The sequence below is a fragment of the Salinivibrio sp. ML198 genome, from assembly GCF_001996015.1.
Classification (GTDB): Bacteria; Pseudomonadota; Gammaproteobacteria; order Enterobacterales; family Vibrionaceae; genus Salinivibrio; species Salinivibrio siamensis.
Map to the genome: position 1 here is coordinate 62,546 of NZ_MUEZ01000012.1, position 24,376 is coordinate 86,921.

Sequence of the window (24,376 nt, forward strand, 5' to 3'; positions counted from 1 at the left end):
TATACGGTTATATCCGTAAAAGAACCATAATTCCGAATGCTTTTAAGGCGTTACGCGGCAATTGGCGTAAGACGTAAACCAAAAGCACCCGTTTAGTGTGTTGACACGAGACTGTTAGTCAGTGTCAGAGCTCTCCGCCATCGGTAAAAACGGCGGACGCCAACTGCGTAATCCGGTGAGCCATAAAAACCGTTGCAGCTGGCCGATTAAAACTTGCCCGAGCGCACCCCTGATTTTCTCCAGCCGGGAGGCTGCACCATATCAGACTTGGGGTCAGGCAGCATTGACGACTGCTCTCGTCATCAACCGCTAATAACAACGATAAATAAATGAGAAAAATCAGATGAAAAGAATGTTGATTAACGCAACTCAGAAGGAAGAGTTGCGCGTCGCATTGGTTGACGGTCAACGGCTATACGATCTCGATATCGAGAGTCCTGGCCATGAATCGAAAAAAGCTAATATCTATAAAGGACGCATTACCCGTATCGAACCTAGCCTGGAAGCGGCATTTGTTGACTATGGCGCCGAACGACACGGTTTTCTCCCTCTAAAAGAAATTGCTCGCGAATACTTCCCTTCCGGTTACACCTATCAAGGCCGTCCAAACATCAAAGATGTGGTGAAAGAAGGCCAGGAAGTGATTGTCCAAGTGGACAAAGAAGAACGCGGCAACAAAGGGGCTGCACTGACTACATTTGTCTCGCTTGCGGGCAGCTATTTGGTATTAATGCCAAACAACCCACGTGCTGGCGGGATTTCTCGTCGCATCGAGGGGGAAGAACGCAGTCAGCTAAAAGAAGCCATGTCTGGCCTCGAACTGCCACAAGGGATGGGCTTGATTGTACGCACTGCAGGTGTGGGTAAATCGGCCGAAGAGCTTGAATGGGACTTGAAAGTCCTGCTCAATCATTGGCAAGCGGTGAAAGAAGCGGCTGGCGCCAACCCTGCGCCTTTCCTGATCCATCAAGAAAGTAACGTGATTGCCCGTGCAATCCGTGACTATTTGCGCCGTGATATCGGTGAAATCTTGATCGACAGTGAGAAGGTCTTCCAGCGCGCCCAAGAGCACATCAAACTGGTTCGTCCTGACTTTGTCAGCCGCATCAAGTTTTATGAAGGCGAAGTGCCGCTATTTAGCCACTATCAGATTGAAAGTCAGATCGAATCTGCCTTCCAACGCGAAGTGCGCTTACCCTCAGGTGGTTCGATTGTCATTGATCCTACCGAAGCCCTAACCTCAATCGATATTAACTCTGCCCGAGCCACCAAAGGCAGTGATATTGAAGAGACGGCACGCCAAACCAACATCGAAGCGGCAGAAGAGATTGCACGCCAATTGCGTCTGCGTGACTTGGGTGGCTTGGTCGTGATCGACTTCATTGATATGACCCCTGTCCGCCACCAGCGCGAGGTGGAAAACAAATTGCGTGACTCTGTCCGCATGGACCGTGCACGGGTACAAATTGGCCGCATTTCACGCTTTGGTTTGCTGGAAATGTCACGTCAGCGCCTCAGCCCGTCTCTGGCAGAAGCCAGTCATCATATCTGCCCGCGCTGTAAAGGCACTGGTGTAATTCGTGATAACGAATCGCTAGCATTGTCCATTCTTCGTTTGATGGAAGAAGAGGCAATGAAAGAGAACACGGCGCAAGTACTGGGTATCGTCCCTGTCCCCGTCGCCTCTTACCTACTTAACGAAAAACGTCGCTCGGTCCAGCACATTGAGAAATACCACAATGTCAAAGTGGTCGTGGTACCCAATGCCGACATGCAGACGCCACACTTTGATGTGGTTCGCGTCCGCGGCGGTGAAGAAATGGCGAACCTGTCTTATCAGCTGCCAAGCCAGATTGATGCGCTCAGAGAAGTAGAAGCACGCGAAGAGCCACAACAAGCGCGTCCAGCGAAAAAACGTGAAGAACCTGTATTACAAGGGTTTGCAGCGCCAAGCTCGCCGGCACCAAGCGCAACCAAAACCACCACGTCTGCCACTGAAGCCGAGACAGCCAAGCCAGGCCTGTTCGCGACAGTTGGTAAGTTTTTCTCTCGCCTGTTTGCCGCGCCAGCAGAGGATACAGCAACCGCGTCGTCACAGCCTGCCGCTGCACCTGAGCCAGCTCAGACGAAGCAAAACCAGAAGCCATCACACGACTCACATAACCAACGCAATAAGTCGCGTGGCCATAAGCCACAAAACCGCGATGAGCAAAGTGATAGCAACAACGGCGAACGTGGACGTAACAACAAACAACGCCGCCAGAATAAGCCGCAAGAAGAGCGTCGCGATAACAATCGTAAAGGGAAGAAAACCCGTAACGATAACCGCAACGACAAAGCGAAAAAGCCTACGACGCAACAAGATGAGGCCAAGGTAACCAAGCCACAGTCTGACAATGCGGATAAAGGCAACAAGCAGCAAGACCAAAAGGCGGAGAAAACCGAACAGGTTAAACAACGTCGCCAGCGTCGTAAGCTGAACCGCAGCGTGCGTATCAACAAAGACAATGCGGAGACGCAAGCCACCACAGACACTACATCTGATCAAAGCAAAGATTTGCAACAGGTCGGGGCGGAAGTGGCACAACAGGCCAAGCAGCAGCCTGATAACGCGAAGAAAGAAGGTCAGCAGGACAAGCGCCGTAACCGTCGCTCACCGCGCCACCTTCGCGCCAGTGGACAGCGTCGTCGCCGTCGCCCAATGGTGAAAAGCCCAATGCCACTCACCACCGGTATGGCGTCACCCGAAATGGCGATGGGCAAGGTGTGGTCGGCAGAGCAACCGGTGAAAGTGAAGCAAGATCGCCGCCGCCAGGACAAGCGCCAAAACAATAAGGCCATTGTCAGTGGTGTTGCCCGTCCAGAAATGGCCATGGGTAAAGTCATTATCATGCAAGCTAAATCGGAGGAGACGGACACAGTGTCGACCCAACCGATGGCGTCGATAAACACCCCTGAGCCTGCACCGCAACCGGCACAAAACCAAGCAACACCTGTGATCGACGCTGCGCCTAAGGTCGCGACGCCAGACGCGCCAGCGACAACCCCTGAGCAAGACTCAGAGGTCGATTTGGTGACCGAGAAAGTGATTGAGCGCGAAGCGGAAATCAACGCCCCGACGGCAACGATTCAATACCGCCGCGCTACGTCACCAATGATGAAGGCTCCGGCACCGAACGAAACGGTTGATCACAGTCCTGTGGCAATCGCTGCCTTTAAAGCGCCTAACCCAGAAGCGAAAGCAGCAGGTAGCGCCGAGGCACGAGCGTCTGCCTACGCACCGGCGACCAAACCTCAGTACTAATTCCGTTTGCTTTCGGAATGCTAAAGGCCTCGGCATCTGTCGAGGCCTTTTTTATTTGACCGTTTTTCCATGAAATAACGTGGGCAAAACATACGCAATCTTGCAGCGATACACGGAAAAGTGCGTCGATCCACACGCTTCCATCGCGACTTCCTTGTCAAAGCGAAAAAACTCAGTAACGTCAAGGCAGACAATGATTGTCGTGTCGTCGCGCGAGAAACAGGCTCATCAGAGGCGTAGACGCTGGCCACGACATTAGAACGTTGCTGTAGGGAAGATGCTGTTGCTTATGAAAACCTTGTTTACTGCTTACCCATTTAAACGCCTCCATCACACCTTGATGCTGGCCTTCCTGCTATTGAGCCTCCTCCCTCTGATTTTGGTCGCCTTGTTTTTTCTTAACGCCCATAGCCAAGATCTACAAGAACAAAGCACGGCACACCTTTTATCGGTTCGCGACGGTAAGCAGCAGCAAATCAACGATTACTTTGAGGCGAAAGAGGCGGAAGTCCTTGGGTTTGTTGCTTCAGAGCTCGCCTACGCCAGTGGTGGGCATTTTTATGGTTTGGTCAATGCTTTTCAGCGACTACGACCAAACATCGACGCCGCTCGTGATTACGCACAACGTCGCTATTACCTTGGGTCCGGTGAAAGGGTCAAAACGCCTGTACACAAGGACGATCCCAATTATTCCGCCACCGAGCGTTATCGGCTGCTACACAAACGCTACCACCGCGCTTATCAAGCTTTGCTCGCTCGCGCAGATTTTGACGACCTCCTCTTGGTCGACAAGCAAGGCAACGTCACCTATTCGGTGAAAAAGCTGGACAATTTTGGCACTAACCTACTCTCAGGCCCGCATCGCAATGCACGACTGGGACACACTTTCGCGGCCCTAAAACAGCAAACGCAACAAACAAAAGGGAAGTTAGATCCGACGCCTAAGGTGATTATCTCGGACTTTTCTGCTGAAGATACCGACGCACCCGTTGCATGGCTTGGCGCCCCCATTATTCAGCAAGGGTACCTGCATAGCTACGCGATCTTCCGGCTTCCTAATCATGCCCTTACCAGGCTAATGGCCCCCAGAGAAACCAATGCGATTGAAACACACCTCGTCGGCGATGACGGCAAGACTCGAGCGCATTCAACCAGCAACAGTCAGCTTGTCAATAACACGCCTGCCATAGAAAAAGCATTAGCCGGAGAAACGGGCGTCACCCGCTATCAAACCCAATCAGGCCAAACCGTGCTCGCTGCCTACACCCCCATTCACGCCAACGGTCTAAAATGGGGGCTAGTGGCTGAAGTCCCTACGCAAGTGGCCTACGCTCGAATCCACCAGCTGCAACAGCTTTTTATCGTTGCCATGTTACTTGCGATTCTCGCGGTGGTCATTGCCTCGCACTATATGTCCAACTTTATTACTCGCCCACTGCTTCAGCTTACATGGGCGGCAGAAAAAGTCAGTGCAGGTGACCTTGATACCAAAATCCACCACACGCGTCGTCGTGATGAAATCGGGCGTTTGGCGGTGAGCTTTGCCCGCATGCGCCATGCCATTCGCGAAAAACTGGCCTTAATACGCCAACAAAACCAGGCCTTAGAAGCTAACATCACCACCATACGTGCTCAGAATGAAGAGCTGCATGTCGCCAACAAGCTGAAAGATGAATTCCTGGCCACCACCTCTCACGAACTTCGTACCCCCTTACACGGCATGATAGGGATTGCCGAAGCACTGATTGACGGTGCGAACGGTCCGATTAGTCGCGATCATCAGTACCAACTGTCGATTATCGTCAACAGCGGCCAGCGCTTGGCCAAGTTGGTTGATGATCTCTTGGACTACCATAAAATGCGCTATGGGCAATTGGATTTGGAGCAAGGTCCTGTCAATCTCAACGCCATCACACAGCTTGTGCTGTCACTCGCCAAGCACCTGAAAAAAGAGAAGCCGCTAGACATCATTAATCAGCTCAGCGACACGCCAATCTGGGTACACGCGGATCCCCAACGGCTTGAGCAAGTTATGTACAATTTACTGGGAAATGCGATTAAGTTCACCGATGCGGGTAAGATTGTTATTAGCGCCGACACCTTGGACGATCGCGTTCGTATCCAAGTGGTTGATACGGGTAAAGGGATCCCCGCGGAACAGCTAAGCACCGTTTTTGAACCGCTCGCACAAGCAGTGAGTAGCCACTATCATTATCAACACGGCGCAGGCCTCGGTCTATCCATCAGTCGTCAACTTGTTGAGCTGATGGGCGGCCAGCTGTACGTCAGTAGTCAGCCGCAAGTGGGGACCACCTTTAGCTTCACCCTTCCGAGCGTCAATGAGCCTCCGGTGTTGACCACCGAGCTTTCCGCCGTCTCTACCCAACACATTCATCAAGATGACACGCGAGAGACCCTCGCTCACTCCTCTTCGGACGTTGTTTCGCAAAGCCAGCATAATCACAATGGCTTACATATTTTAGTGGTCGATGATGAGCCAACCAACCAACAAGTACTGACCAGTTTTCTTAATATTGAAGGCTATCAGGTCAGTACAGCCAGTGATGGACGTACAGCGATTGATCATATCGCCACCACAAAGCCAGATCTCATCTTACTCGATGTGCTAATGCCCGGAATGAGTGGATTCGAGGTCTGTGAGCAGCTGCGTGCACGCTATGACCATGCTGCACTTCCGATTATCATGCTAACCGCCTTAAATCAGCCTGATGATCGCATCTATGGCTTTGAGGTCGGCGCGAATGATTATCTCTGTAAGCCCTTTGATAAAAGAGAGCTCGCCGCACGGATAGCAACACATCTTGCCGCTAGCCAAGCGGAACAGCGCCGCCAAGAAAATCAACGCCTCGAGCAGGCGCTTGAACAAAGTGCTCGGCAACAGGCCAGTCTACTCGAAACCCAGTCTTGGTTGATTTCACAGCTCTCTCTCGCTCCTGAAGCTATGTTAGGTATGCGAAAAGATGGCCAGGTTCGCTTTGTTAACCAAGCGGCAGCCTCCTTGTTTGAGCGTGAGCAAGACGAGGTAAAACGGATGCATGGCCAAGCCTTAGTGAAAGCGCCCGAGCAAGCCAATCAGATGGAGCGCTATCAAGGCCCACTGACCATTTATATTGAAGGACGTCCCCGAGACGTCGACGGTATGGTGCTGCGTTTTCCCGCAGAGTCTGACATTGACAGCCTGTATGTCATCAACACAGACGCTCCCGTGTCTCAGTCTCGTATACAGAGCCTAGAAAGCGCCATCGAAGCCTTATCTGGCTACGCATTAGGCGGAGACTCGCGCCAACTTGAAACGCTAAAAGCCATGGGGGGCGAATTTGAAGCTATCGCTGAAAAAGCGCAACACCAACAACAAGATAAAGCCAACGCACGCAGACAGCTAATTGTTGATGCCATGGTAGCCAGCTTGCATTACTGGGAAGAAGCCACAGGCAAAAGCAAATTCGATTTTGCCGAGCAAAGTGGTCTTTGGCGCGTCTACCTTGACCGTAGTAGCTTACAAACCCGCACATTGGATAAGTACCTGCTCATCGAAACCCTGCCAAAAACCCCGCGATGGCGCACAGTGCTGAGCTCCATTCGCTTTATCCTCGATCATTGTGACAAACGTAGTACGACCCGTACTCAGCTGGAGTCCTATTACCAACAACTTCGCCAGCTACTGCTAGAAGACTAACACAGCCAAATCGCTCCCTCTCCCAGTGCCTCTCCTATCGGGACAGGCACTGCTGCGTTCCCGCTATCGTTTCTCCACCCTCTTAAGCATCCCTTCTTCTGGGGACAGGCACTTTTACCCTGACAAGCACCCTCTTAAGGCACCCTCTTACGGGGACAGGCACTGTCTCTTATGAGGACAGTCGTGTCTCTTATGAGGACAGTCGTACTTCTTGCGCTCTCATTTCTTGTAAGGACAGGCACCTACATGTTATCCGCAGGCCCCTCGCTCTGTCCGACACACTATCAGCTCTTATAGGGACAGACACTGATAGCACTCCCTTTTAGCGCCCTATCAGGACAGGCGCATCGAAGTAAGTGAGCAAACCTCGGTGACTGTCCTATGAATAGTTCGCGGGAACAGACACTGTCTCTTATGAGGACAGTCGTATTTCTTGGGTTCTCTTAACGTGCCTGTCCTCTGACTGACGAGCTAAAATCGCTCATTAATAATCTTTGCGAACCAACCTCATTTCAATCGCAATGCTTCTTAGCAAAAATCCCCTTTTATGTCGGATATAACTCAGAAATGCGCGACTTGTCACAACAAAATAGATACTGATTTTTCTCTTTAAAAAATAAGCGTGTTTTGGTGTGTGACATGCATCGCCCAAAAGATAATTAAACATAACCTTATGATTTTTATATTATTATAATCCCATCCAGGGTCGTTATCAGGAGAGAATCGTAATTGCATCCTGAAGCGGACAACCTTTTTAGCTGTTTTTTTTAACGAAAATAACGTCAACGCTGAGTCTTTTTACGGTTTTAACGATTATTCACGTTGCAGCCTTCACTTAACTTGGGCTTAGTGAAGATGTTTGCTGGCCTGGAGCAACAAGTATCGCTTGGGGCATCCCATCCATAATCACAACGTCAGGGTCGGCAACACAGTAAGCTTGAGCTCGCGAAGGTTGTAAGCAACGAGCTCACTATCCATCACGTGAACTGAAAGCAACAGTAAGGAATGGCTATGTTTTCGAGTAACATTAGAGTTGCCAGCAAGACCCTACTTGCCTCTGCAATCATCGGTGCGCTGAGCGCAAGTGCTGGCGTTAGTGCCGCCGAGCGCAGTGAGCTCACTATCCACCCGAAAGAATTCAATACTTTTGTCCGTAACTTTAACCCTTTCCTCGGCGCTACCTATCTGCACACCACCACTGACTTTATCTATGAGCCTTTAGTGGTGTTTAACGAAATGAAAGGCAACCAACCTGTCTTTCGTCTCGCGAGCGGCTATGAAATGGCGGATGACCTGAAAAGTGTCACCTTCACCCTTCGTGAAGGGGTGAAATGGTCAGACGGTGAGGCCTATACCGCCGATGATGTGGTGTATTCGTTTGATTTGGTCAAAAACCACCCTGAGTTGGATCAATCTGGGATTAACCAATGGGTTGATGATGTGAAGAAGCTAGACGACTACACCGTCCGCTTTGAACTCACTGAGGCAAACTCGAATGTCCCCTACGAAATTGCGAAAGTACCTGTGGTGCCTGAACACGTCTGGAAAAATGTTGAAGAGCCCGCGTCTTACACCAATGAAAACCCAGTAGGCTCTGGCCCCTTCACCACCATCGATACCTTCACGTCACAGCTCTATATTCAATGTCGTAACCCGCATTATTGGGATAACGACAACCTCGATGTTGACTGTCTGCGCGTACCACAAATTGCCAATAACGATCAGTTTTTAAGTAAAGTGATCAATGGCGAAATGGACTGGACATCCTCGTTCATTCCTGACATTGACCGCACTTATGCCGCGGCCAATCCTAATCATCACTATTGGTACCCTGCTGCTGGCACCCAAGCCTTTATGGTCAATTTTAATGACCCTGATCCGGCCAAGCGTGAAGCGCTAACCAATGTCGACTTCCGTCGCGCATTTTCGATGGCGCTTGACCGTCAAACCATCATTGATATCGCGTTTTATGGCGGTGGTACGGTAAACGACTTCGCGTCTGGCTTAGGTTATGCCTTTGAGTCTTGGTCCGACGAAGCGGTGCATGAAAAATATCGTCAATACAATACGTACGATCTAGACGGCGCCAAAGCACTGCTCGCTAAAGCCGGCTTTAAAGATCAAGACGGCGATGGCTTTGTGGAAACGCCGTCAGGTAAGTCGTTTGAGCTCGAGATCCAATCCCCCAATGGCTGGACCGACTTCAACAACACCGTTCAGCTTGCGGTTGAGCAACTTGCCGAGGCCGGTATCAAAGCCAAAGCGCGTACACCTGATTTCTCGGTGTATAACCAAGCGATGCTCGAAGCCGACTACGACGTCGCCTACACCAATTACTTCCACGGTGCGGACCCTTATACCTATTGGAATAGCGCATATAACTCCAATTTACAGAAAGGGGACGGCATGCCACGGTTCGCGATGCATTATTACCAAAATGCTGAGCTCGACAAGCTGTTAGACAGCTTCTACAAAACCGCGGATAAAGCTGAGCAACTGGAAATTGCCCACCAAATCCAAGCGATTATCGCCAAGGATCAGGTCACTATTCCGGTGCTTTCTGGCGCTCAAATGTATCAATACAACACAACCCGCTTCACCGGTTGGTGGAGCGAAGACAACCCGAAAGGTCGCCCCTCTATCTGGGCCGGCATTCCTGAGCGTCTTCTTCATGTGCTGGACCTTAAGCCCGTTCAGTAACCACTATCGGGCGCCTTGCGCGCCCGCTTTTCCACGGTGTTCACGCCACGAACATCACCACTTCGCTGTGTAAGGTGTGGGTTATGGGTTATTTTTTCCGACGGCTAACTTTTTACATGATTGCCCTTTTAGTGGCAGCAACACTCAATTTTATTATTCCTCGTGCCATGCCCGGTGATCCTGTCACCATGATGTTTGCCAACGCCTCGGTGCAAGTCACTCCAGAGCGAATTGAGGCAATGAAACAACTTCTGGGCTTTGTCGATGGCCCCCTCTATATGCAGTATTTCACCCACATGAAAAACGTGTTGAGCTGGGATTTAGGCACCTCCATCCAATTTTATCCGTTGTCGGTAAACGAGCTCCTCGGCAAAGCCTTTGGCTGGTCGCTGTTTCTTGCCGGCAGTGCAGTGCTGCTGTCCTTCTCGCTGGGCTCGATTTTGGGGATTTTTGCCGCTTGGAAGCGCGGCGGAAAATACGATGCTGTGATCACCCCAGGAATGCTAATCATCCAAGCAGTACCTCAAGTGGTTATCGCCATGTTGGCGCTGTTTATTTTCGCCATTGGCCTGAAATGGTTTCCTACCGGATACGCCTACACGCCAGGCGTCACCCCTTACTGGACCAGCTGGGCCTTTATTAAAGATGTGGCCTATCACGCCGTACTCCCGCTGTTTTGTGCCTCCATCATTCAAGTCGGCGGCTTTTTGGTCAACATGCGTAACAACATGATTAACCTGCTTGCGGAAGACTACATCACCATGGCCCGCGGCAAAGGGTTAAGCGAAAACCGCGTGGTGTTTAACTACGCCGCCCGAAACGCGCTCTTGCCCAGTGTCACCGCGCTATCGATGTCGCTGGGTATTGCCATCGGGGGCCAACTGATTGTGGAGATCATTTTTAACTACCCCGGTCTTGGCTCGGTGCTTTTGAATGCGATCAACGCGCGTGACTACCAAGTCCTACAAGGCCAGCTGCTGATTATGACCTTGTTTATGCTCTCGTTTAACTTAATTGCTGACATGCTGTACGTGGTCCTTGACCCACGCCTGCGCAAAGGAGGCAAATAACATGAAAGATCTCCTCACCCTTATCGTTCGCAATAAGATTGCTCGCGCAGGCTCCATCATTGTTGGTTTATTTATATTGATGGCGGTCTTCGCGCCTTTATTAACCCAGCACGCGCCAGATAAACGCACCGGCAATCCGCATGAATACCCCAGCTTTATCGTCAAAGCGGCGCAAGCCAACCCAGATGGCTGGGTCGCCACGCACTTAGCGGATGATCGTCGCACCCTGCTGATGTCGAAAAAGGCCGACCATGTCCTTGGTACCACCCGTATGGGTCGTGATGTCTGGTCGCAGTTAGTACATGGCGCCCGTGTTTCGTTAGCGGTGGGTTTTGGGGCAGGTATCACCGTGTGTGTGCTCGCCACCTTAATTGGTATTACCGCCGGCTATTTAGGCGGTTGGGTTGACGATGTGCTCACCGCCGCGATGAACATTATGTTGGTGATCCCGCAATACCCACTCTTGTTCGTGCTCGCCGCGTTTATCGGCGAAGCCGGACCGCTGACGATTGCCATCATTATTGGCTGCACCTCGTGGGCGTGGGGCGCACGGGTGGTTCGGTCGCAAACCCTTGCCCTGCGCGAAAAAGAGTTCGTGAAAGCCGCCGAAGTGCTGGGTGAGTCGCGCTTTCGTATCACTTTTGTCGAAATTTTGCCTAACTTGGTGCCGATTGTCGGCGCCAGCTTTATTGGCTCGGTAATGTATGCCATTGCCATGGAATCCATTATCTCCTTTCTAGGCCTTGGCGATCCTAACACCATCAGCTGGGGGATCATGCTCTACAACGTGCAAACCTCTTCATCCATGTTAATTGGCGCGTGGTGGGAGCTGCTCGCACCTTGTATTGCGCTGACTTTACTGGTTACGGGGCTTGCGTTACTCAACTTCGCCGTGGATGAAATTGCCAACCCGCAATTACGTGCGCAAAAAGGGATGAAGCGCTGGAAAAAACTCAGCCAACAAGAAAAGAAAGCCCGCGACGAGAATCCCGTTGCCGAACACATGCTGATCAGTGGAGATAAATCATGAGTCGCACCCCACTTATCTCAATCCGTGACCTGTGCGTGGACTACATTACCGATGCCGGTGATGTCCGAGCCTGCGATCACGTTAGTTTTGACATTGCTCCCGGTGAAGTATTTGGGCTGGCTGGCGAATCGGGATGCGGTAAATCCACCGTTGCCTTTTCTCTAATGCGTCTGCATAAGCCACCCGCCTTTATCACCGGCGGCGAAGTCATCTTTAACGGCGAGAATATCCTCGATTACAGCGACGCTCGGATGCGCGACTTTCGCTGGCGGGAGATGTCGATGGTGTTTCAAAGCGCCATGAATGCCCTTAATCCAGTGCTGACGCTCGAAGAACAGTTTTGCGATGTGTTGATGCGCCACACCAACCTGACCCGCAAACAAGCGGTCAAACGGGCTCAAGGCTTGCTAGAAATTGTCGATATTCACCCTAGCCGCCTGACCGATTATCCGCACCAGTTTTCGGGCGGGATGCGTCAACGTCTAGTGATTGCGATTGCGCTGGCCTTAAACCCGAAAATGATCATCATGGATGAGCCCACTACGGCATTAGATGTGGTAGTGCAGCGCGAGATCTTGCAAAAAATCTACGCGTTAAAAGAAGAGTTTGGCTTTTCGATTCTGTTTATCACCCATGACTTATCGCTCATGGTGGAGTTCTCCGACCGGATTGGGATCATGTATTCCGGTGAGCTGATTGAAGTCGCACCGTCCAAACAGGTGCTCAACAACCCCTACCACCCTTACACCGAAGGGCTGGGCAGCTCATTCCCCTCACTCACCGGACCTAAACGCCAGCTCACGGGGATCCCAGGCAACCCGCTCAATTTGCTCGAAATCCCGACCGGCTGCCGCTTTCAAGCGCGCTGTGCTCAGGTGCATGAGCGATGTCGCACCACCCAAACGGCGCTGCGCCAAATCGAACCGGGACGGTATTCCAACTGCCATCTATACGGCGAGCCCATCGCCCAACAAAAACTCTAATAACGCGCCAATGTGAGGAAGTCAGTGATGAGTACAGGTTTTGGAGAACTGCTGGTTGAAGGGAAAAACGTAGTGAAAGATTTTCCCATTAACAGTCATGCCCTTAAACAACCCATGATGCGAGCGATCAATGATGTCTCGTTCAAAATGTACAAAGGCCGTGGACTTGCCGTGGTGGGGGAATCGGGCTCGGGCAAATCAACCACCGCGAAAATGATTGCCAAAATGTATGCCCCGACCGATGGCTGCATTGAATATCGCGGCCGCGATATCACCACCATTAAAAAACGTGATGAGCTGATGCGCTATCGCGAAGGCATGCAAATGGTCTGGCAAGACCCTTTTGGCTCGCTCAACCCCACGCACAATGTGTTTCACCATATTGCGCGCCCATTATTGATCCACAAAAAAGTCGACAAGCGCGACAAAGCACAACTGAAAGAGCGGGTGTTCGAGCTGCTCGAGCAAGTGGGGCTGACCCCTGCCAAAGAAACGGCGGAGAAATTTCCCCACCAACTGTCGGGCGGCCAGCGTCAGAGGATAAACCTAGCGCGAAACATCGCCGTGGGCGCGGAAGTGGTACTCGCCGATGAGCCGACCTCGATGCTGGATGTGTCGATTCGTGCCGGTGTACTTAACCTGATGGAAGAGATGAAAGTGGAAAAGCAAATGTCGCTGCTCTACATCACCCATGATATCGCCACCGCACGTTACATTGCTGAAGACTTGGCAGTGATGTACGTCGGCCATATGGTCGAATGGGGAGACACCGAAGAGATTATTCATCGCCCTCAGCATCCTTACACCCAGCTATTGGTCTCAGCCGTGCCCGACCCGAGCAAGTCTATTCACGAAAAACTAAAGGGCAACAAGGGTGAAATTCCTCTGTGGACGCCGGATTCTGTCGGCTGCCCTTTTGCTGGCCGCTGCCCACATGCGACAGCCAAATGCACTGAGCAGTTGCCCCGCGTGACCAAGCTCGCCGACAACCACTATGTGCGCTGCTATTTGTACGAGCAATAGCGACCAATAAGGATACCATCATGCAAGTGCTGACCAATCACATTGGCTACTCGTTACACGGTGACAAATACGCGGTGATCGTCAGTGACAGCGACCGCCTCACCGGCACACCTGTGGCACTGATTTCCCTGCCTCCTCTTAAGGGGACAGGCACATTTAGCTCGGCGGACAAAGCTGCCTCCTCGTCTGGAGACAGGCACTTTAATGATGCCGCAGAAGGCGCGCAAAATTTTACGGGAAATTTTACGGGGACAGACACTCTTACTCACGGTACTCACGGGACAGACACTTTTGTTCGTGGGACAGACACAGCACCACTCGATAACGTGGTCGCGCAGTTTGAATTACACCAAGGCACACAGTTAAGCAACTGGCAGACTGGCACGGCTTATACCCTCGATTTTTCTGCCTTTGCGCATCGTGGACGCTATCAACTAGCATTACTAGCAGAAACACCTGTGTATTCGCATCCGTTTGAGATCATTGACGATTGCCTGTTTCACACCACGTTTTCCGATCTGCTGCATTATTTTAAATCGCAGCGGTGTAGCGGCATCTATGAACACGCGGATCAGCACGCCAAGGTATTCGGCTCTGATGAACGCGTGGATGTATCCGGCGGTTGGTACGATGCCTCTGGCGATGTGAGCAAATACCTGAGCCACCTTTCCTACGCCAATTACTTTAATCCGCAACAAATCCCGCTATTGGCTTGGGGACTGGCCGATCTTACCAGCCAATTTAGCTCGGACACGCTCCCCGCGTTTATGCGCACGCGCTTAGCCGATGAAGCGAAACACGGCGCTGATTTTCTTCTCCGTATGCAACACACTAGTGGCTTTTTTTATATGACGGTGTTTGATCAATGGTCGAAAGATCCGGAGCGCCGCACCCTTTGCGCTTATGAGACGCAAGATGGAGTAATGAGTGAGGCTTACCAGGCCGGTTTTCGTCAAGGTGGTGGCATGGCGATTGCAGCCCTTGCCGCCGCAAGCCGAGCCCCGCTTTGCGCGGATCCAGACCAACAAGCACGCTATTTAGATGCCGCCATTCGCGGCTACTGGCATTTGGTTGAACATAACCATCATTACCTTGATGACGGTGAGCCCAACATTATTGACGAAACCTGCGCCCTTCTCGCCGCATGTGAGTTGCATCACGCCACTCGGCAGTCTATCGAGGAGCAATCTACCGGGGACAGTCACGCTTATTTAGCGGGACAGGCACCTTTAGGTTCTGAGGACAGACACATTAGTGCGAACAGTGACTGTCCCTTCTTGAACGAGGCACAAGGCTGGATGACAAAGCTGATAGCACGGCAGTGCAGTGATGAAACCTGTCAGTATTATTGGTCAGCAAATACTGATGGCGGCCGCCCGTTTTACCATGCCGCCGATGCAGGTCTACCCGGCTTGGCATTAGTTCGCTACCTCGATGTGGAAACCGACCCCAGCCATCAAGCTATCGCGCAAACAGCACTGGAACGCGCCTGCCAGTTTGAGCTCAACCTAACACAAACCGCCGATAATCCATTCGCGTATCCACGTCAGTACGTCAAACCCGTCGAAGGCGTCAAACAGGTACGTCACTTTATTCCTCACCACAATGAAACCGGCTATTGGTGGCAAGGCGAGAATGCACGCTTGGGGTCGCTGGCAACCTTTGCATGTCATGCCACGCGCCATATTCAAGACAATGCGCTAAATGCGGCCCTCCACACCTTTAGCCAACGGGCGCTTAATTGGATCCTCGGTTTAAACCCATTTGATATCTGCATGCTCGACGGACATGGTCACAACAACCCAGATTACCTACCGCACTTGGGATTTTTTAATGCCAAAGGGGGGATCTGCAATGGCATTACCGCAGGGATGGAGGATGAAACACAGATTGCCTTCAACCCCGCACCATATTGCGATGATATGGCGCAAAACTGGCGATGGGGCGAGCAGTGGTTACCACATGCAAGCTGGTTTATGCTCGCCATCAGTGCGCAAACACTGGTTGGCAACGGCCACTCGAACAAGGAGAACGCGTGATGACTTACCGGCTCGATCTTAGTGTGATCAACGAGTACCCCAATGACACCCCACCGCGCAGCCGAATGGGGTTAACCTTGCATAATCTCACCGACCGTTCGTTGGAAGCGCTGTCCATTGCGGTACTGTTTGATCGCTTCATCAACCCCAATACCCTGTCACAAGGCAGTATTGAGCAAATCGGTAGTTATTGCGTCATTACACCGGCGCATCAAACTCTCGATGCCAATCAAAGCTTATACATCGAGTTTGATGCCCACACGCCGCCATTGCGGTTCCTTTGTGCCGGCTTTAAAGATGCACTGCTCTATGCCAATGGCGAGCAATATTCAGTGATGCTCACTCCTATTAACTTGGCGCACACCCACACCACACGCTCAACGATTCCAGATGTTCATCCCGCCGAGCACGCCATTATTCCGGTGCCCAAATCAGTGTGCCACCAGCCAGGGTACTTTACGCTTTCACCCACAACACCATTAATCGCGGTGGATCCAGAGGCCCTGCCCGCCGCACAGTGGCTAAGCAACGAATGGGTTCGCATGTATCCGCAAGCCGATATTGCACTCGACCCACGCCATCAAGATGCGGTGACCGGCGATCATGCGATCATTTTGCGCCCATTACCCGACTCGGCACTTCGAGATATCGCACACCGTGATGAGGCCTATCAACTCACCGTCACCGACCAAGGCGTGGTCATCCAAGCCTGTGCTGAGCGCGGGTTTATTCACGGCTGCGCATCGCTATTACAACTTTGCCAAGAGCATGAAACACAGCTTCGAATACCGGCAATCAAAATCAGCGATGCCCCACGCTTTGCTTATCGAGGGATGATGCTCGATTGCTCGCGCCATTTTCATTCGGTGGACACGGTAAAGCGACTGATTAACCAGTTAGCCTATTTTAAGTTCAATACCTTTCACTGGCATTTAACCGACGATGAAGGCTGGCGACTGGAGATTAAAGCTCTGCCTGAATTGACGCGCTATGGGAGTCAACGCGGCCCCAATACCCGCCTTGCTCCGCAATTCAGTCATATTGCAGAACGTCACGAAGGCTATTATCGCCAAGAAGAGGTGCGTGACGTGATTGAATACGCCGCGGCCCGAGGTATTACCGTCATTCCAGAAATTGATATTCCCGGCCACTGTCGCGCAGCCATCAAAGCGCTGCCTGATTGGCTACACGATGCCGACGACCGCTCTACTTACCGCAGCGTACAACACTACACCGATAACGTATTATCGCCAGCCCTTGATGGCACGTATCGATTTTTAGATACGGTATTAAGTGAAGTCGCCGAGCTTTTTCCTGCCTCATGGGTCCATATTGGCGCCGATGAAGTCCCTGACGGGGTATGGACGGATAGCCCAATTTATCGGGACAGACGCATGAACGGAGAAACGACCGCTTCGCTACAGGGACAGATACTGACCTACGCTGAACAAAAGCTACGCGCCTTGGGCAAACGTATGGTTGGCTGGGAAGAAGTGCAGCACGGCGATAAAGTCAGCAAGAATACCGTGATCTATTCATGGCAAAGCGAAGACGCCGCATTGCACTGTGCAAAGCACGGTTTTGATGTGATTTTAACCCCCGGTCAGGCGACCTATCTCGATATGGTGCAAGATTATGCTGCCACCGAGCCTGGGCTCGACTGGGCGGGCGTCACGCCATTAGAGAAAGCCTACCAATATGAGCCTCTGGCAAGCCTCGCCAGTGACGACCCCGCCCGTGAGCACATGCTAGGCGTGCAATGTGCACTCTGGAGTGAACTGATCACCAATCAGGACAGGCTCGATTACATGGTATTTCCAAGGCTTACCGCCATTGCGGAAGCGGCTTGGAGCCACAGTGAGCGCCGTGACTGGCTCGATTATCTGGCCAGACTCAAAGCGCAATTACCGCGTTTAGACAAGTTCGGTATTCAATACCGTTCCCCTTGGGCATCGAACAAGTAGGCCGAATTCGCCCACCTGGCAGCGCCTCCTGCGCTGCCAGCTCTTTGCGCTTGCATCCCATCTGTTTATAATGCCCAGCCATTGTTGTCAGTCTGAGAGTGTTTCCGGCATGCTACGCCAAGAAATTAATACCCTACTCACCCCTATTCATGGTTTTCTGCACTGTCAAACCCCCGACAGTTGGATTGAAGCGGCCATTCAGCCTGACAACCAATCGATTCTTTTGCGCGATCACGCAAACTGCGAATTAAAAGCCAGCCAAACCGCGATGTGGTTGATCCGTAAGTATGCGGTCGACGCGGCGAGTGGCGAGCAACTGCTGGCATGGGCCAAACCCTATGAGGACTTTGTCTATCGCGGCGTTCGCGATGAGATCTTCCACGCGCGCAAAAACGGTCTCAGTGCACCTTTAACCCCTAAAGCGGGCTTTGCACACGGTCAAGCCTTGATTGATAAAATGGTCCGATTAATCAAAGAAGAGTTTCATCATTTTGAGCAAGTGATTGAAATCATGGACGCACGCGGCATTCCTTATCAACCGTTAGAAGCAGGTCGCTACGCCAAAGGATTAATGCGCGCGGCACGCACTCACGAGCCGGCAACCTTGGTCGATAAATTGATTATTGGCGCCTACATTGAAGCACGCTCCTGCGAGCGCTTTGCTAAAGTCGCCCCGCACCTCGATGATGAACTGCAAAAGTTCTACATCTCGCTACTGCGCTCGGAAGCACGCCATTATCAAGATTATCTCACGCTTGCAGAAACCATCGCCGGCAAAGGCATTCGCGACCGCATCCAAACCATCGGCGAGCGCGAAGCCGAACTCATCCAAGCACCCGACAGCCAATTCCGCTTTCACAGCGGCACCCCTGCCTAACTTCTTCTTATTGGGACAGGCACTGTTGATTTCATGCGAGTGATTTCTAGCGAGGACAGTCACCTCTTGATGACTATCCTCGTCGTTTTTCTCCAACGTTCGAACCTTTTCCCCTATCAGGACAGGCACTCTGTAGTGACTGTCCCTGTTATGACTTCCTACGCCATCACTACTCACTATTCTCGAGAAGTACTTCTTGGGACAGACATGTTAAGAAAATAACAGCTCTCGTAGTTACATCATTTCTTGCACTGTCACGAAAACTCTAGCTAGAAAGCATGAAGGCTGTTTATTTATACAGTATATTTTACTCATACCTAGATGCTAAGAGGGACCGACGATGACCAAAGCTCGCGCATCGCAAATAAATTTAGCCGCCACACCCTATTACCATTGTGTCTCACGTTGTGTGCGTCGCTCCTTTTTGTGCGGCTATGATGCGCAGTCACAAAAAAGCTATGAGCATCGTCGCACATGGATAGAAACGCGTTTACTTGCACTCGCCAAAGCGTTTTGTATCGATATCTGTGCTTATGCCATTATGAGCAATCACTATCACGTTGTTTTGCATATCAACGCCAAAGCGGCTCATTCTTTAACCAATATCGAGGTTGTTGAACGCTGGCTAGCCTTTCATCAAGCGCCTGCGCTTATCCAACGTTTTTATCAGGGTGAATCGCTCTCTCACTCAGAGCGAAAAGCGTGTTTTCGCATCATTGAGAGCTGGCGCGAACGTTTGATGTCTGTCAGCTGGTTTATGAAGCTGCTCAATCAATATATTTCGACACAAGCGAACCGAGAGGATCAATGTTCAGGGCATTTTTGGGAGGGACGCTTTAAAAGCCAAGCCATATTAGATGAAAAAGCACTCGCTGCGGCGATGGCCTATGTCGATTTGAACCCAGTGCGAGCAGGTATCACCAAGCAGCCTAAGCATGCCAATTACACATCGATTAAAAAGCGCGTTGAATCACTCGAGCAAAATAAAGCGACCCCAGCCGGCTTATTCCCCTTCGCCGGGAACCCGAGAAAGTCGATGCCCGACGGTATCCCTTTTCGCCTTATGGACTATTTGGGTCTGGTAGAATGGACGTGCGCTCAGGACCAGAACGCCAATTCACTCCCAAGACCACAGCTACTCACACAGCTGAACATCTCACGTGAAACCTGGTTAAGTACATGCTCTCACTTAGAGGGCGGGAATATCGTAGGTTCACTATCGAGTATTCAGGCGGTATTGCCGACACTCGGTCTAAAACGCATGACCGGCGTCATGATCTAAAGTGAGTTGGGCTTGTCGTTGAGTGCATCCCAATAACGTAAACACCAAATAAACTCGCTAAGGCCTCATCCAATCCAATAGGCCAGCGCCATTATCAGTACAAACAACACACCCACCGCTTTTAAGAGCGGCTTTAGCCCTTTTGCTCCACCTTCCGGGGATTGATTACAGCATCCCATATTATCTCCTGAACGTTTTTCCAGAAGAATAAGCCTTCCAGTAACAGGAAGGTAAAGGCCATTCATTTTTTGATCTTGTTGGGACAGGCACATTAGCAATGCTGATAATGGAGCTCATTGGGTGAGCTCATTGGGGACAGGCACGTTAAATACTTAAGAATGCTTAAGTGTCTGTCCTACTCTCGGTACTTTTCACTTTTGGTGCCTGTCCCCCCAATACTCACTAATACACTGTACTCAGAAATCTGGACTCTGTATCCTAATGGCTATAAACATCTATCAAGGACAATGACGATGTGGTATCTCATATATTCGCAAGACGTAGAGAACAGCCTACCGCTACGCAAGCAAGTGCGTGACGCACACCTTGAGCGCTTACACCAACTGGAAAAAGAAAACCGCTTGATGATTGCAGGACCAAACCCTGCCGTTGATAGCGACGAGCCGGGCGAAGCTGGGTTTACGGGGTCAACCGTTATTGCTTGGTTTGAGTCATTATCAGCCGCCCAAGCCTGGGCCGACAAAGACCCTTATGTAGCCGCTGGCGTCTATGCAGACGTAACCGTTAAACCCTTCAAAAAAGTGCTTCCTCAGGACCCTGCCTAATGCGATTAGTAAAAGTATTAATGATGGCTGCCCTTGGGCTAATACTGAGTGCCTGTAGTAGCACCCAGCATGACCAAGCCGCAGAAGCTGCAATCCAACGTGCCGACATGATTGCACAGTTACTGCCGATGGATATTGAAGGCTACTCACTGGTTCGTGCTCGTACACAAGATGCCATTATCGAGCTGACGCTTCTGGAGAAGAATGCCAAAAAAGCACCGGGGCAGCTCTTTTCCGGCTTAGAGCGTCGTTATTGCGAGGATAACGATATCCGCAGTATGTTAGATAGTGGTATCAGCTATACCATTTTGGTTCGCGACACCCGTGGTCGACAAATCCTCAAAAACGCCATTACTGCACCAAGCTGTGCTAGCTAAAGAAGGGGGGCTAGATGAAGCCCTCTCCAACGGTAAAGCCGAGAGGTACTACCTGTGATAGCCGCCTTGCTCTATATTGTGACGGTTGGCTTTTATCTCTTTACCAACTCTCAGGAAACTTCACTCAAAGAAGCGGTCATTTGCATGGCCGTCGTGGGAATTTATTGTTTTTGGCACCTAGCCATTCCACCTTTTGCTGCCACCCCTAATTTTTACACAGAAAGAGCGTTTGGTATCGTGCCATTTGTTTCGATGTGGGCAATCCTATTCCCACACTTTGCTATCAATCAAATCCCCACCGTTACACGTACATTAGGTTGGATTGGTCTGTTCGCGATGACAGTTATTCTCGCGATTTTTAAGCTACTTGTTTGGTAACCTGTGCATCACTTCCCAGCGCTCTGTGAAACAGAATTAGAGGAGTGAAAACGGGACATCCCACTCCACCGGTAAGGTTGGCCACAATTCGCCTTGGCTCGGGGGCAGCACATAGCTATAGTGTTTTTCAGGCTGATCGTCGGTAAAACGACATGTAAATTGCAGCCCATAAGCGTGTAAGTAGCCACGATCTGCAGGCTCGCCGCCATAGTAATCATCACCGATAAGCGGAGAGCCAATGCTTTTCATCGCCACGCGAATTTGATGGGTTTTGCCTGTGTAAGGCCGACATAGAAGAAATCGCCGCCCCTCACCACCAGCAATAGAGGTAAAACGCGTTCTCGCAGGGTTATCTTTGCTGGTCAGTAATTTCCAGCTACCTCGCCGTCCCTTAGTCATATCACCAACGATCAATCCCTGCTTCTTACGCGGCTTTTTCGCACTCAATGCCAAATAGAACTTTTCTATCTCGCGTGAAGCAAACAGCCCAGAGAGGACAGACGCCGCATGAGAAGAAGTTGCCAGCAGCAGCAAGCCCGATGTCATCTTATCTAATCGATGCACAAGGTAGACGTTCTCAACCCCAATATGCGCCGCGACCGCCGGCAGCAGTGCCGCGTGATCGGCTTCTTTTTGCACGCTAACGCCGTGGTACTTATTGATCACCACAAAGTATTGGTTTTGGTCGACAATTGAAAACATAACGAGGAAATTTACTGGTTGGCCATTGAGGACAGGCATCATAACGGCTTCACCCTCAACCCGCTAGAGCAATTGTAAAGGTATAAAGGTGCCTGTCCCGTTAGTTCTAGCTCTTAGCTTAAAGTGCCTGTCCCCGATAGCTCGCCCAATAGCTATACCCGCTTCACACTCTCGCGCACTACCAGCGTTGGCTCGAGCTGAACGGTTTGGCTGTCACTTTGAGGGTCATCTAGTTTGTGGAGTAGCGTTTCGACGGCCGCTTGACCGAGACGATACTTGGGCTGATGAACGGTAGTCAGGGAGGGCGAGACAAATTTTGCGAGGTGGATATCATCGTACCCCATGATAGAAAGATCCTCGGGTACCCGAATGCCGAGTGCATTGGCAGCATTGATCGCACCCATCGCCATCATGTCATTGCCTGCAAAAATCGCGCTCGGCAAGGAGCCGCTCGCGGCGATCGCTTGCATGCCTTGATAGCCGCCTTCACACTCAAAGTCCGCTTCTACCATCCAGTCGGCGTTCTCAGTAAGTCCAGCATCGCGCAGCGCATCTTTAAAGCCTTGAAAACGGCGCTGTGCTTGTTGTTTAAGCAAAGGACCACTGATACAACCAATCTGGCGGTGGCCACAGTCAATCAAGTGCTGGGTCGCTAAATAGCCGCCTTGATAGGAATTGTCTTGAATTTTATCGCAAGCAAAATCAATCGGCCCCCAATCCATCACCACCACGGGAATATCCGGATAACGATCAAAGCCTTCAATCCGCTCACCTTCCAAGGTCGAGCACATTAGAATCAAGCCATCGACCCGCTTTTGCAACAGCGTATCAATTGAAGCACGCATACGCTCAGCATCGCCTTCCGTGTTGCATAAAATCAAACTGTAGCCATTGTGATAACAGCTGCGCTCGACGCCTTTTACTACTTCGCCAAAAAACGGGTTGGTGGAGGTAGTCACCAGCATCCCAAACGTTTTAGTACGATTCACTTTTAGGCTGCGAGCCAGTGCCGACGGGGCGTAATAGTTAAGCTCTTTCGCGGCTTGGTTTACCTTCTCAGCAATCGCCTCACTCACATAACGGGTGTTGTTAATGACATGACTGACCGTCGATGTCGACACGCCCGCCCGTTTGGCAATATCTTTCATGGTCGCCATTTATCGCGCTCCGCTGACTAAGGTGAAATAACGATTAAGCATCTTGATGGGCCAAAAACGCCTCAACCTCTGAACGAGAAGGAATCGAGGTTTGTGCACCACGCTTTGTCACGGATAATGCCGCCGCGGCATGCGCAAAGCGAATCGCCTGATAAAGTGTCTGTCCCTCTATGAGTCCTGTCACCAATGCCCCATTAAAGGTATCACCCGCGGCAGTGGTATCGACGGCATCGACACGGAACCCAGGAATGAGCTGACCCACTTGTTCGTCCTTTTCACTCAGCCACACGCCTTGTTTGCCGAGGGTGATCAGTACAGTCCCTACCCCTTTTTCATGAAGCAAGTCCGAGGCCGCTTGGGCACTGGCGGTGTCTGTTACCGCGATACCCGTCAGGCTTTGGGCTTCCGTTTCATTCGGGGTGATAATATCGACCGCGGCGAGAAGCGCGTCGCTCAGCGGTGCCGCAGGGGCGGGATTAAGCACCACCTGTGTCTTTGCCGCTCTGGCATGAAACGCCGCCTTTTCAATGCCACACATCGGTGTTTCTAGCTGCATCAGTAAATAGTCAGCGTCGGCGATTTTTGTGAGATCATCGCTGATGGTATCCGCTGTCAGAGTCGCATTGGCTTCTGCGGAGAGCGCAATACTGTTCTCGCCCTGATCAGTCACTTGGATCATCGCAATCCCGGTCGGCGTATCAGGCTGTACCTTTATCGCACTGACATCCATCCCCTCTTGCGCATAAGATTGACGAATCTGCTGACCAAAGGCGTCGTCACCCACACTGGCAATAAAGGCAACATCAGCACCGCAACGCACCGCTGCCACCGCTTGATTCGCCCCTTTGCCGCCAGCTATCACCGCATAGTCTCGACCGTGTAATGTCTCTCCGGGACGAGGAAAACTAGAGACGCGTAAAACATGATCAGCATTGACGCTGCCAAGAACAACCAATCGGCTCATTACTATTCCTTACCGTTTTTAAATCAAAAAAGCACCACCCAGTG

The 24,376-nt window shown here is 51.3% G+C and carries 17 protein-coding genes; 14 read left to right on the forward strand and 3 right to left on the reverse strand.

Annotated elements, in window-relative coordinates:
• Nucleotides 1-352: 352 nt before the first annotated feature.
• The 14 genes from rne to BZG25_RS10135 all read left to right on the forward strand — a co-directional run bounded on the left by rne (nucleotide 353) and on the right by BZG25_RS10135 (nucleotide 21,509).
• Nucleotides 353-3,304: a ribonuclease E gene (gene rne, locus BZG25_RS10065; RefSeq protein WP_046075483.1), complete on the forward strand. Its 2,952-nt coding sequence runs from the start codon at nucleotides 353-355 to the stop codon at nucleotides 3,302-3,304.
• A 289-nt stretch (nucleotides 3,305-3,593) separates the two neighbouring features.
• Nucleotides 3,594-7,001 (forward strand): response regulator, encoded by a 3,408-nt coding sequence (locus BZG25_RS10070; protein WP_077639053.1) that lies wholly within the window; start codon nucleotides 3,594-3,596, stop codon nucleotides 6,999-7,001.
• A gap of 1,011 nt (nucleotides 7,002-8,012) precedes the next feature.
• Nucleotides 8,013-9,701, forward strand: coding sequence for an ABC transporter substrate-binding protein (locus BZG25_RS10075; protein ID WP_077639023.1), 1,689 nt, complete (start codon nucleotides 8,013-8,015; stop codon nucleotides 9,699-9,701).
• Between the two features lie 83 nt (nucleotides 9,702-9,784).
• Nucleotides 9,785-10,771, forward strand: a complete 987-nt coding sequence (locus BZG25_RS10080; protein ID WP_077639024.1) for an ABC transporter permease — start codon at nucleotides 9,785-9,787, stop codon at nucleotides 10,769-10,771.
• A gap of 1 nt (nucleotide 10,772) precedes the next feature.
• Nucleotides 10,773-11,801 carry an ABC transporter permease gene (locus tag BZG25_RS10085; RefSeq protein WP_046075427.1) on the forward strand — a complete coding sequence of 343 codons (1,029 nt, stop codon included), beginning with the start codon at nucleotides 10,773-10,775 and terminating at the stop codon, nucleotides 11,799-11,801.
• On the forward strand, nucleotides 11,798-12,784 hold the full coding sequence (locus BZG25_RS10090; RefSeq protein WP_046075426.1) for an ABC transporter ATP-binding protein: 987 nt from the start codon (nucleotides 11,798-11,800) through the stop codon (nucleotides 12,782-12,784). Before BZG25_RS10085 ends, BZG25_RS10090 begins: the two co-directional genes overlap by 4 nt.
• 27 nt (nucleotides 12,785-12,811) lie before the next feature.
• Nucleotides 12,812-13,807, forward strand: coding sequence for an ABC transporter ATP-binding protein (locus BZG25_RS10095; RefSeq protein WP_077639025.1), 996 nt, complete (start codon nucleotides 12,812-12,814; stop codon nucleotides 13,805-13,807).
• A 20-nt stretch (nucleotides 13,808-13,827) separates the two neighbouring features.
• The gene (locus BZG25_RS10100; RefSeq protein WP_077579533.1) at nucleotides 13,828-15,846 is read left to right on the forward strand and encodes a glycoside hydrolase family 9 protein; all 2,019 of its coding nucleotides are present in this window, start codon (nucleotides 13,828-13,830) and stop codon (nucleotides 15,844-15,846) included.
• On the forward strand, nucleotides 15,846-17,810 hold the full coding sequence (locus tag BZG25_RS10105) for a beta-N-acetylhexosaminidase (RefSeq protein WP_077579534.1): 1,965 nt from the start codon (nucleotides 15,846-15,848) through the stop codon (nucleotides 17,808-17,810). The genes BZG25_RS10100 and BZG25_RS10105 overlap by 1 nt, the downstream gene beginning before the upstream one ends.
• A gap of 109 nt (nucleotides 17,811-17,919) precedes the next feature.
• The gene (miaE, locus tag BZG25_RS10110; RefSeq protein ID WP_198531506.1) at nucleotides 17,920-18,687 is read left to right on the forward strand and encodes a tRNA isopentenyl-2-thiomethyl-A-37 hydroxylase MiaE; all 768 of its coding nucleotides are present in this window, start codon (nucleotides 17,920-17,922) and stop codon (nucleotides 18,685-18,687) included.
• A 340-nt stretch (nucleotides 18,688-19,027) separates the two neighbouring features.
• The gene (locus BZG25_RS10115; protein ID WP_077579536.1) at nucleotides 19,028-19,969 is read left to right on the forward strand and encodes a transposase; all 942 of its coding nucleotides are present in this window, start codon (nucleotides 19,028-19,030) and stop codon (nucleotides 19,967-19,969) included.
• A gap of 473 nt (nucleotides 19,970-20,442) precedes the next feature.
• Nucleotides 20,443-20,754: a YciI family protein gene (locus BZG25_RS10125; RefSeq protein WP_074212385.1), complete on the forward strand. Its 312-nt coding sequence runs from the start codon at nucleotides 20,443-20,445 to the stop codon at nucleotides 20,752-20,754.
• Nucleotides 20,754-21,131, forward strand: coding sequence for a type II secretion system pilot lipoprotein GspS-beta (gspS2, locus tag BZG25_RS10130; protein WP_077579538.1), 378 nt, complete (start codon nucleotides 20,754-20,756; stop codon nucleotides 21,129-21,131). Before BZG25_RS10125 ends, gspS2 begins: the two co-directional genes overlap by 1 nt.
• Before the next feature lie 54 nt (nucleotides 21,132-21,185).
• A complete protein-coding gene (locus tag BZG25_RS10135; protein ID WP_077579539.1) occupies nucleotides 21,186-21,509 on the forward strand; it encodes a hypothetical protein in 324 nt (107 codons plus the stop codon).
• A 36-nt stretch (nucleotides 21,510-21,545) separates the two neighbouring features.
• On the opposite strand, the gene BZG25_RS10140 is transcribed toward BZG25_RS10135, so the two are convergent.
• The 3 genes from BZG25_RS10140 to rbsK form a co-directional block, all read right to left on the reverse strand.
• Nucleotides 21,546-22,211 carry a TIGR01621 family pseudouridine synthase gene (locus BZG25_RS10140; protein ID WP_077579550.1) on the reverse strand — a complete coding sequence of 222 codons (666 nt, stop codon included), beginning with the start codon at nucleotides 22,209-22,211 and terminating at the stop codon, nucleotides 21,546-21,548.
• A 152-nt stretch (nucleotides 22,212-22,363) separates the two neighbouring features.
• A complete protein-coding gene (locus BZG25_RS10145) occupies nucleotides 22,364-23,368 on the reverse strand; it encodes a substrate-binding domain-containing protein (RefSeq protein ID WP_077579540.1) in 1,005 nt (334 codons plus the stop codon).
• A 34-nt stretch (nucleotides 23,369-23,402) separates the two neighbouring features.
• Nucleotides 23,403-24,332 (reverse strand): ribokinase, encoded by a 930-nt coding sequence (gene rbsK, locus BZG25_RS10150; RefSeq protein ID WP_077639026.1) that lies wholly within the window; start codon nucleotides 24,330-24,332, stop codon nucleotides 23,403-23,405.
• Between the last annotated feature and the right edge of the window lie 44 nt (nucleotides 24,333-24,376).

What these genes read in the sequence shown, in the direction of transcription:
- BZG25_RS10140 (WP_077579550.1), bottom strand. Translation starts at nt 22,211, where the DNA reads ATGTTTTCAATTGTCGACCAAAACCAATACTTTGTGGTGATCAATAAG.
- miaE (WP_198531506.1), top strand. Translation starts at nt 17,920, where the DNA reads ATGCTACGCCAAGAAATTAATACCCTACTCACCCCTATTCATGGTTTT.
- BZG25_RS10075 (WP_077639023.1), top strand. Translation starts at nt 8,013, where the DNA reads ATGTTTTCGAGTAACATTAGAGTTGCCAGCAAGACCCTACTTGCCTCT.
- BZG25_RS10100 (WP_077579533.1), top strand. Translation starts at nt 13,828, where the DNA reads ATGCAAGTGCTGACCAATCACATTGGCTACTCGTTACACGGTGACAAA.
- BZG25_RS10125 (WP_074212385.1), top strand. Translation starts at nt 20,443, where the DNA reads ATGTGGTATCTCATATATTCGCAAGACGTAGAGAACAGCCTACCGCTA.
- BZG25_RS10145 (WP_077579540.1), bottom strand. Translation starts at nt 23,368, where the DNA reads ATGGCGACCATGAAAGATATTGCCAAACGGGCGGGCGTGTCGACATCG.
- rbsK (WP_077639026.1), bottom strand. Translation starts at nt 24,332, where the DNA reads ATGAGCCGATTGGTTGTTCTTGGCAGCGTCAATGCTGATCATGTTTTA.
- BZG25_RS10070 (WP_077639053.1), top strand. Translation starts at nt 3,594, where the DNA reads ATGAAAACCTTGTTTACTGCTTACCCATTTAAACGCCTCCATCACACC.
- gspS2 (WP_077579538.1), top strand. Translation starts at nt 20,754, where the DNA reads ATGCGATTAGTAAAAGTATTAATGATGGCTGCCCTTGGGCTAATACTG.
- BZG25_RS10105 (WP_077579534.1), top strand. Translation starts at nt 15,846, where the DNA reads ATGACTTACCGGCTCGATCTTAGTGTGATCAACGAGTACCCCAATGAC.
- BZG25_RS10085 (WP_046075427.1), top strand. Translation starts at nt 10,773, where the DNA reads ATGAAAGATCTCCTCACCCTTATCGTTCGCAATAAGATTGCTCGCGCA.
- BZG25_RS10080 (WP_077639024.1), top strand. Translation starts at nt 9,785, where the DNA reads ATGGGTTATTTTTTCCGACGGCTAACTTTTTACATGATTGCCCTTTTA.
- BZG25_RS10090 (WP_046075426.1), top strand. Translation starts at nt 11,798, where the DNA reads ATGAGTCGCACCCCACTTATCTCAATCCGTGACCTGTGCGTGGACTAC.
- BZG25_RS10115 (WP_077579536.1), top strand. Translation starts at nt 19,028, where the DNA reads ATGACCAAAGCTCGCGCATCGCAAATAAATTTAGCCGCCACACCCTAT.
- rne (WP_046075483.1), top strand. Translation starts at nt 353, where the DNA reads ATGTTGATTAACGCAACTCAGAAGGAAGAGTTGCGCGTCGCATTGGTT.
- BZG25_RS10095 (WP_077639025.1), top strand. Translation starts at nt 12,812, where the DNA reads ATGAGTACAGGTTTTGGAGAACTGCTGGTTGAAGGGAAAAACGTAGTG.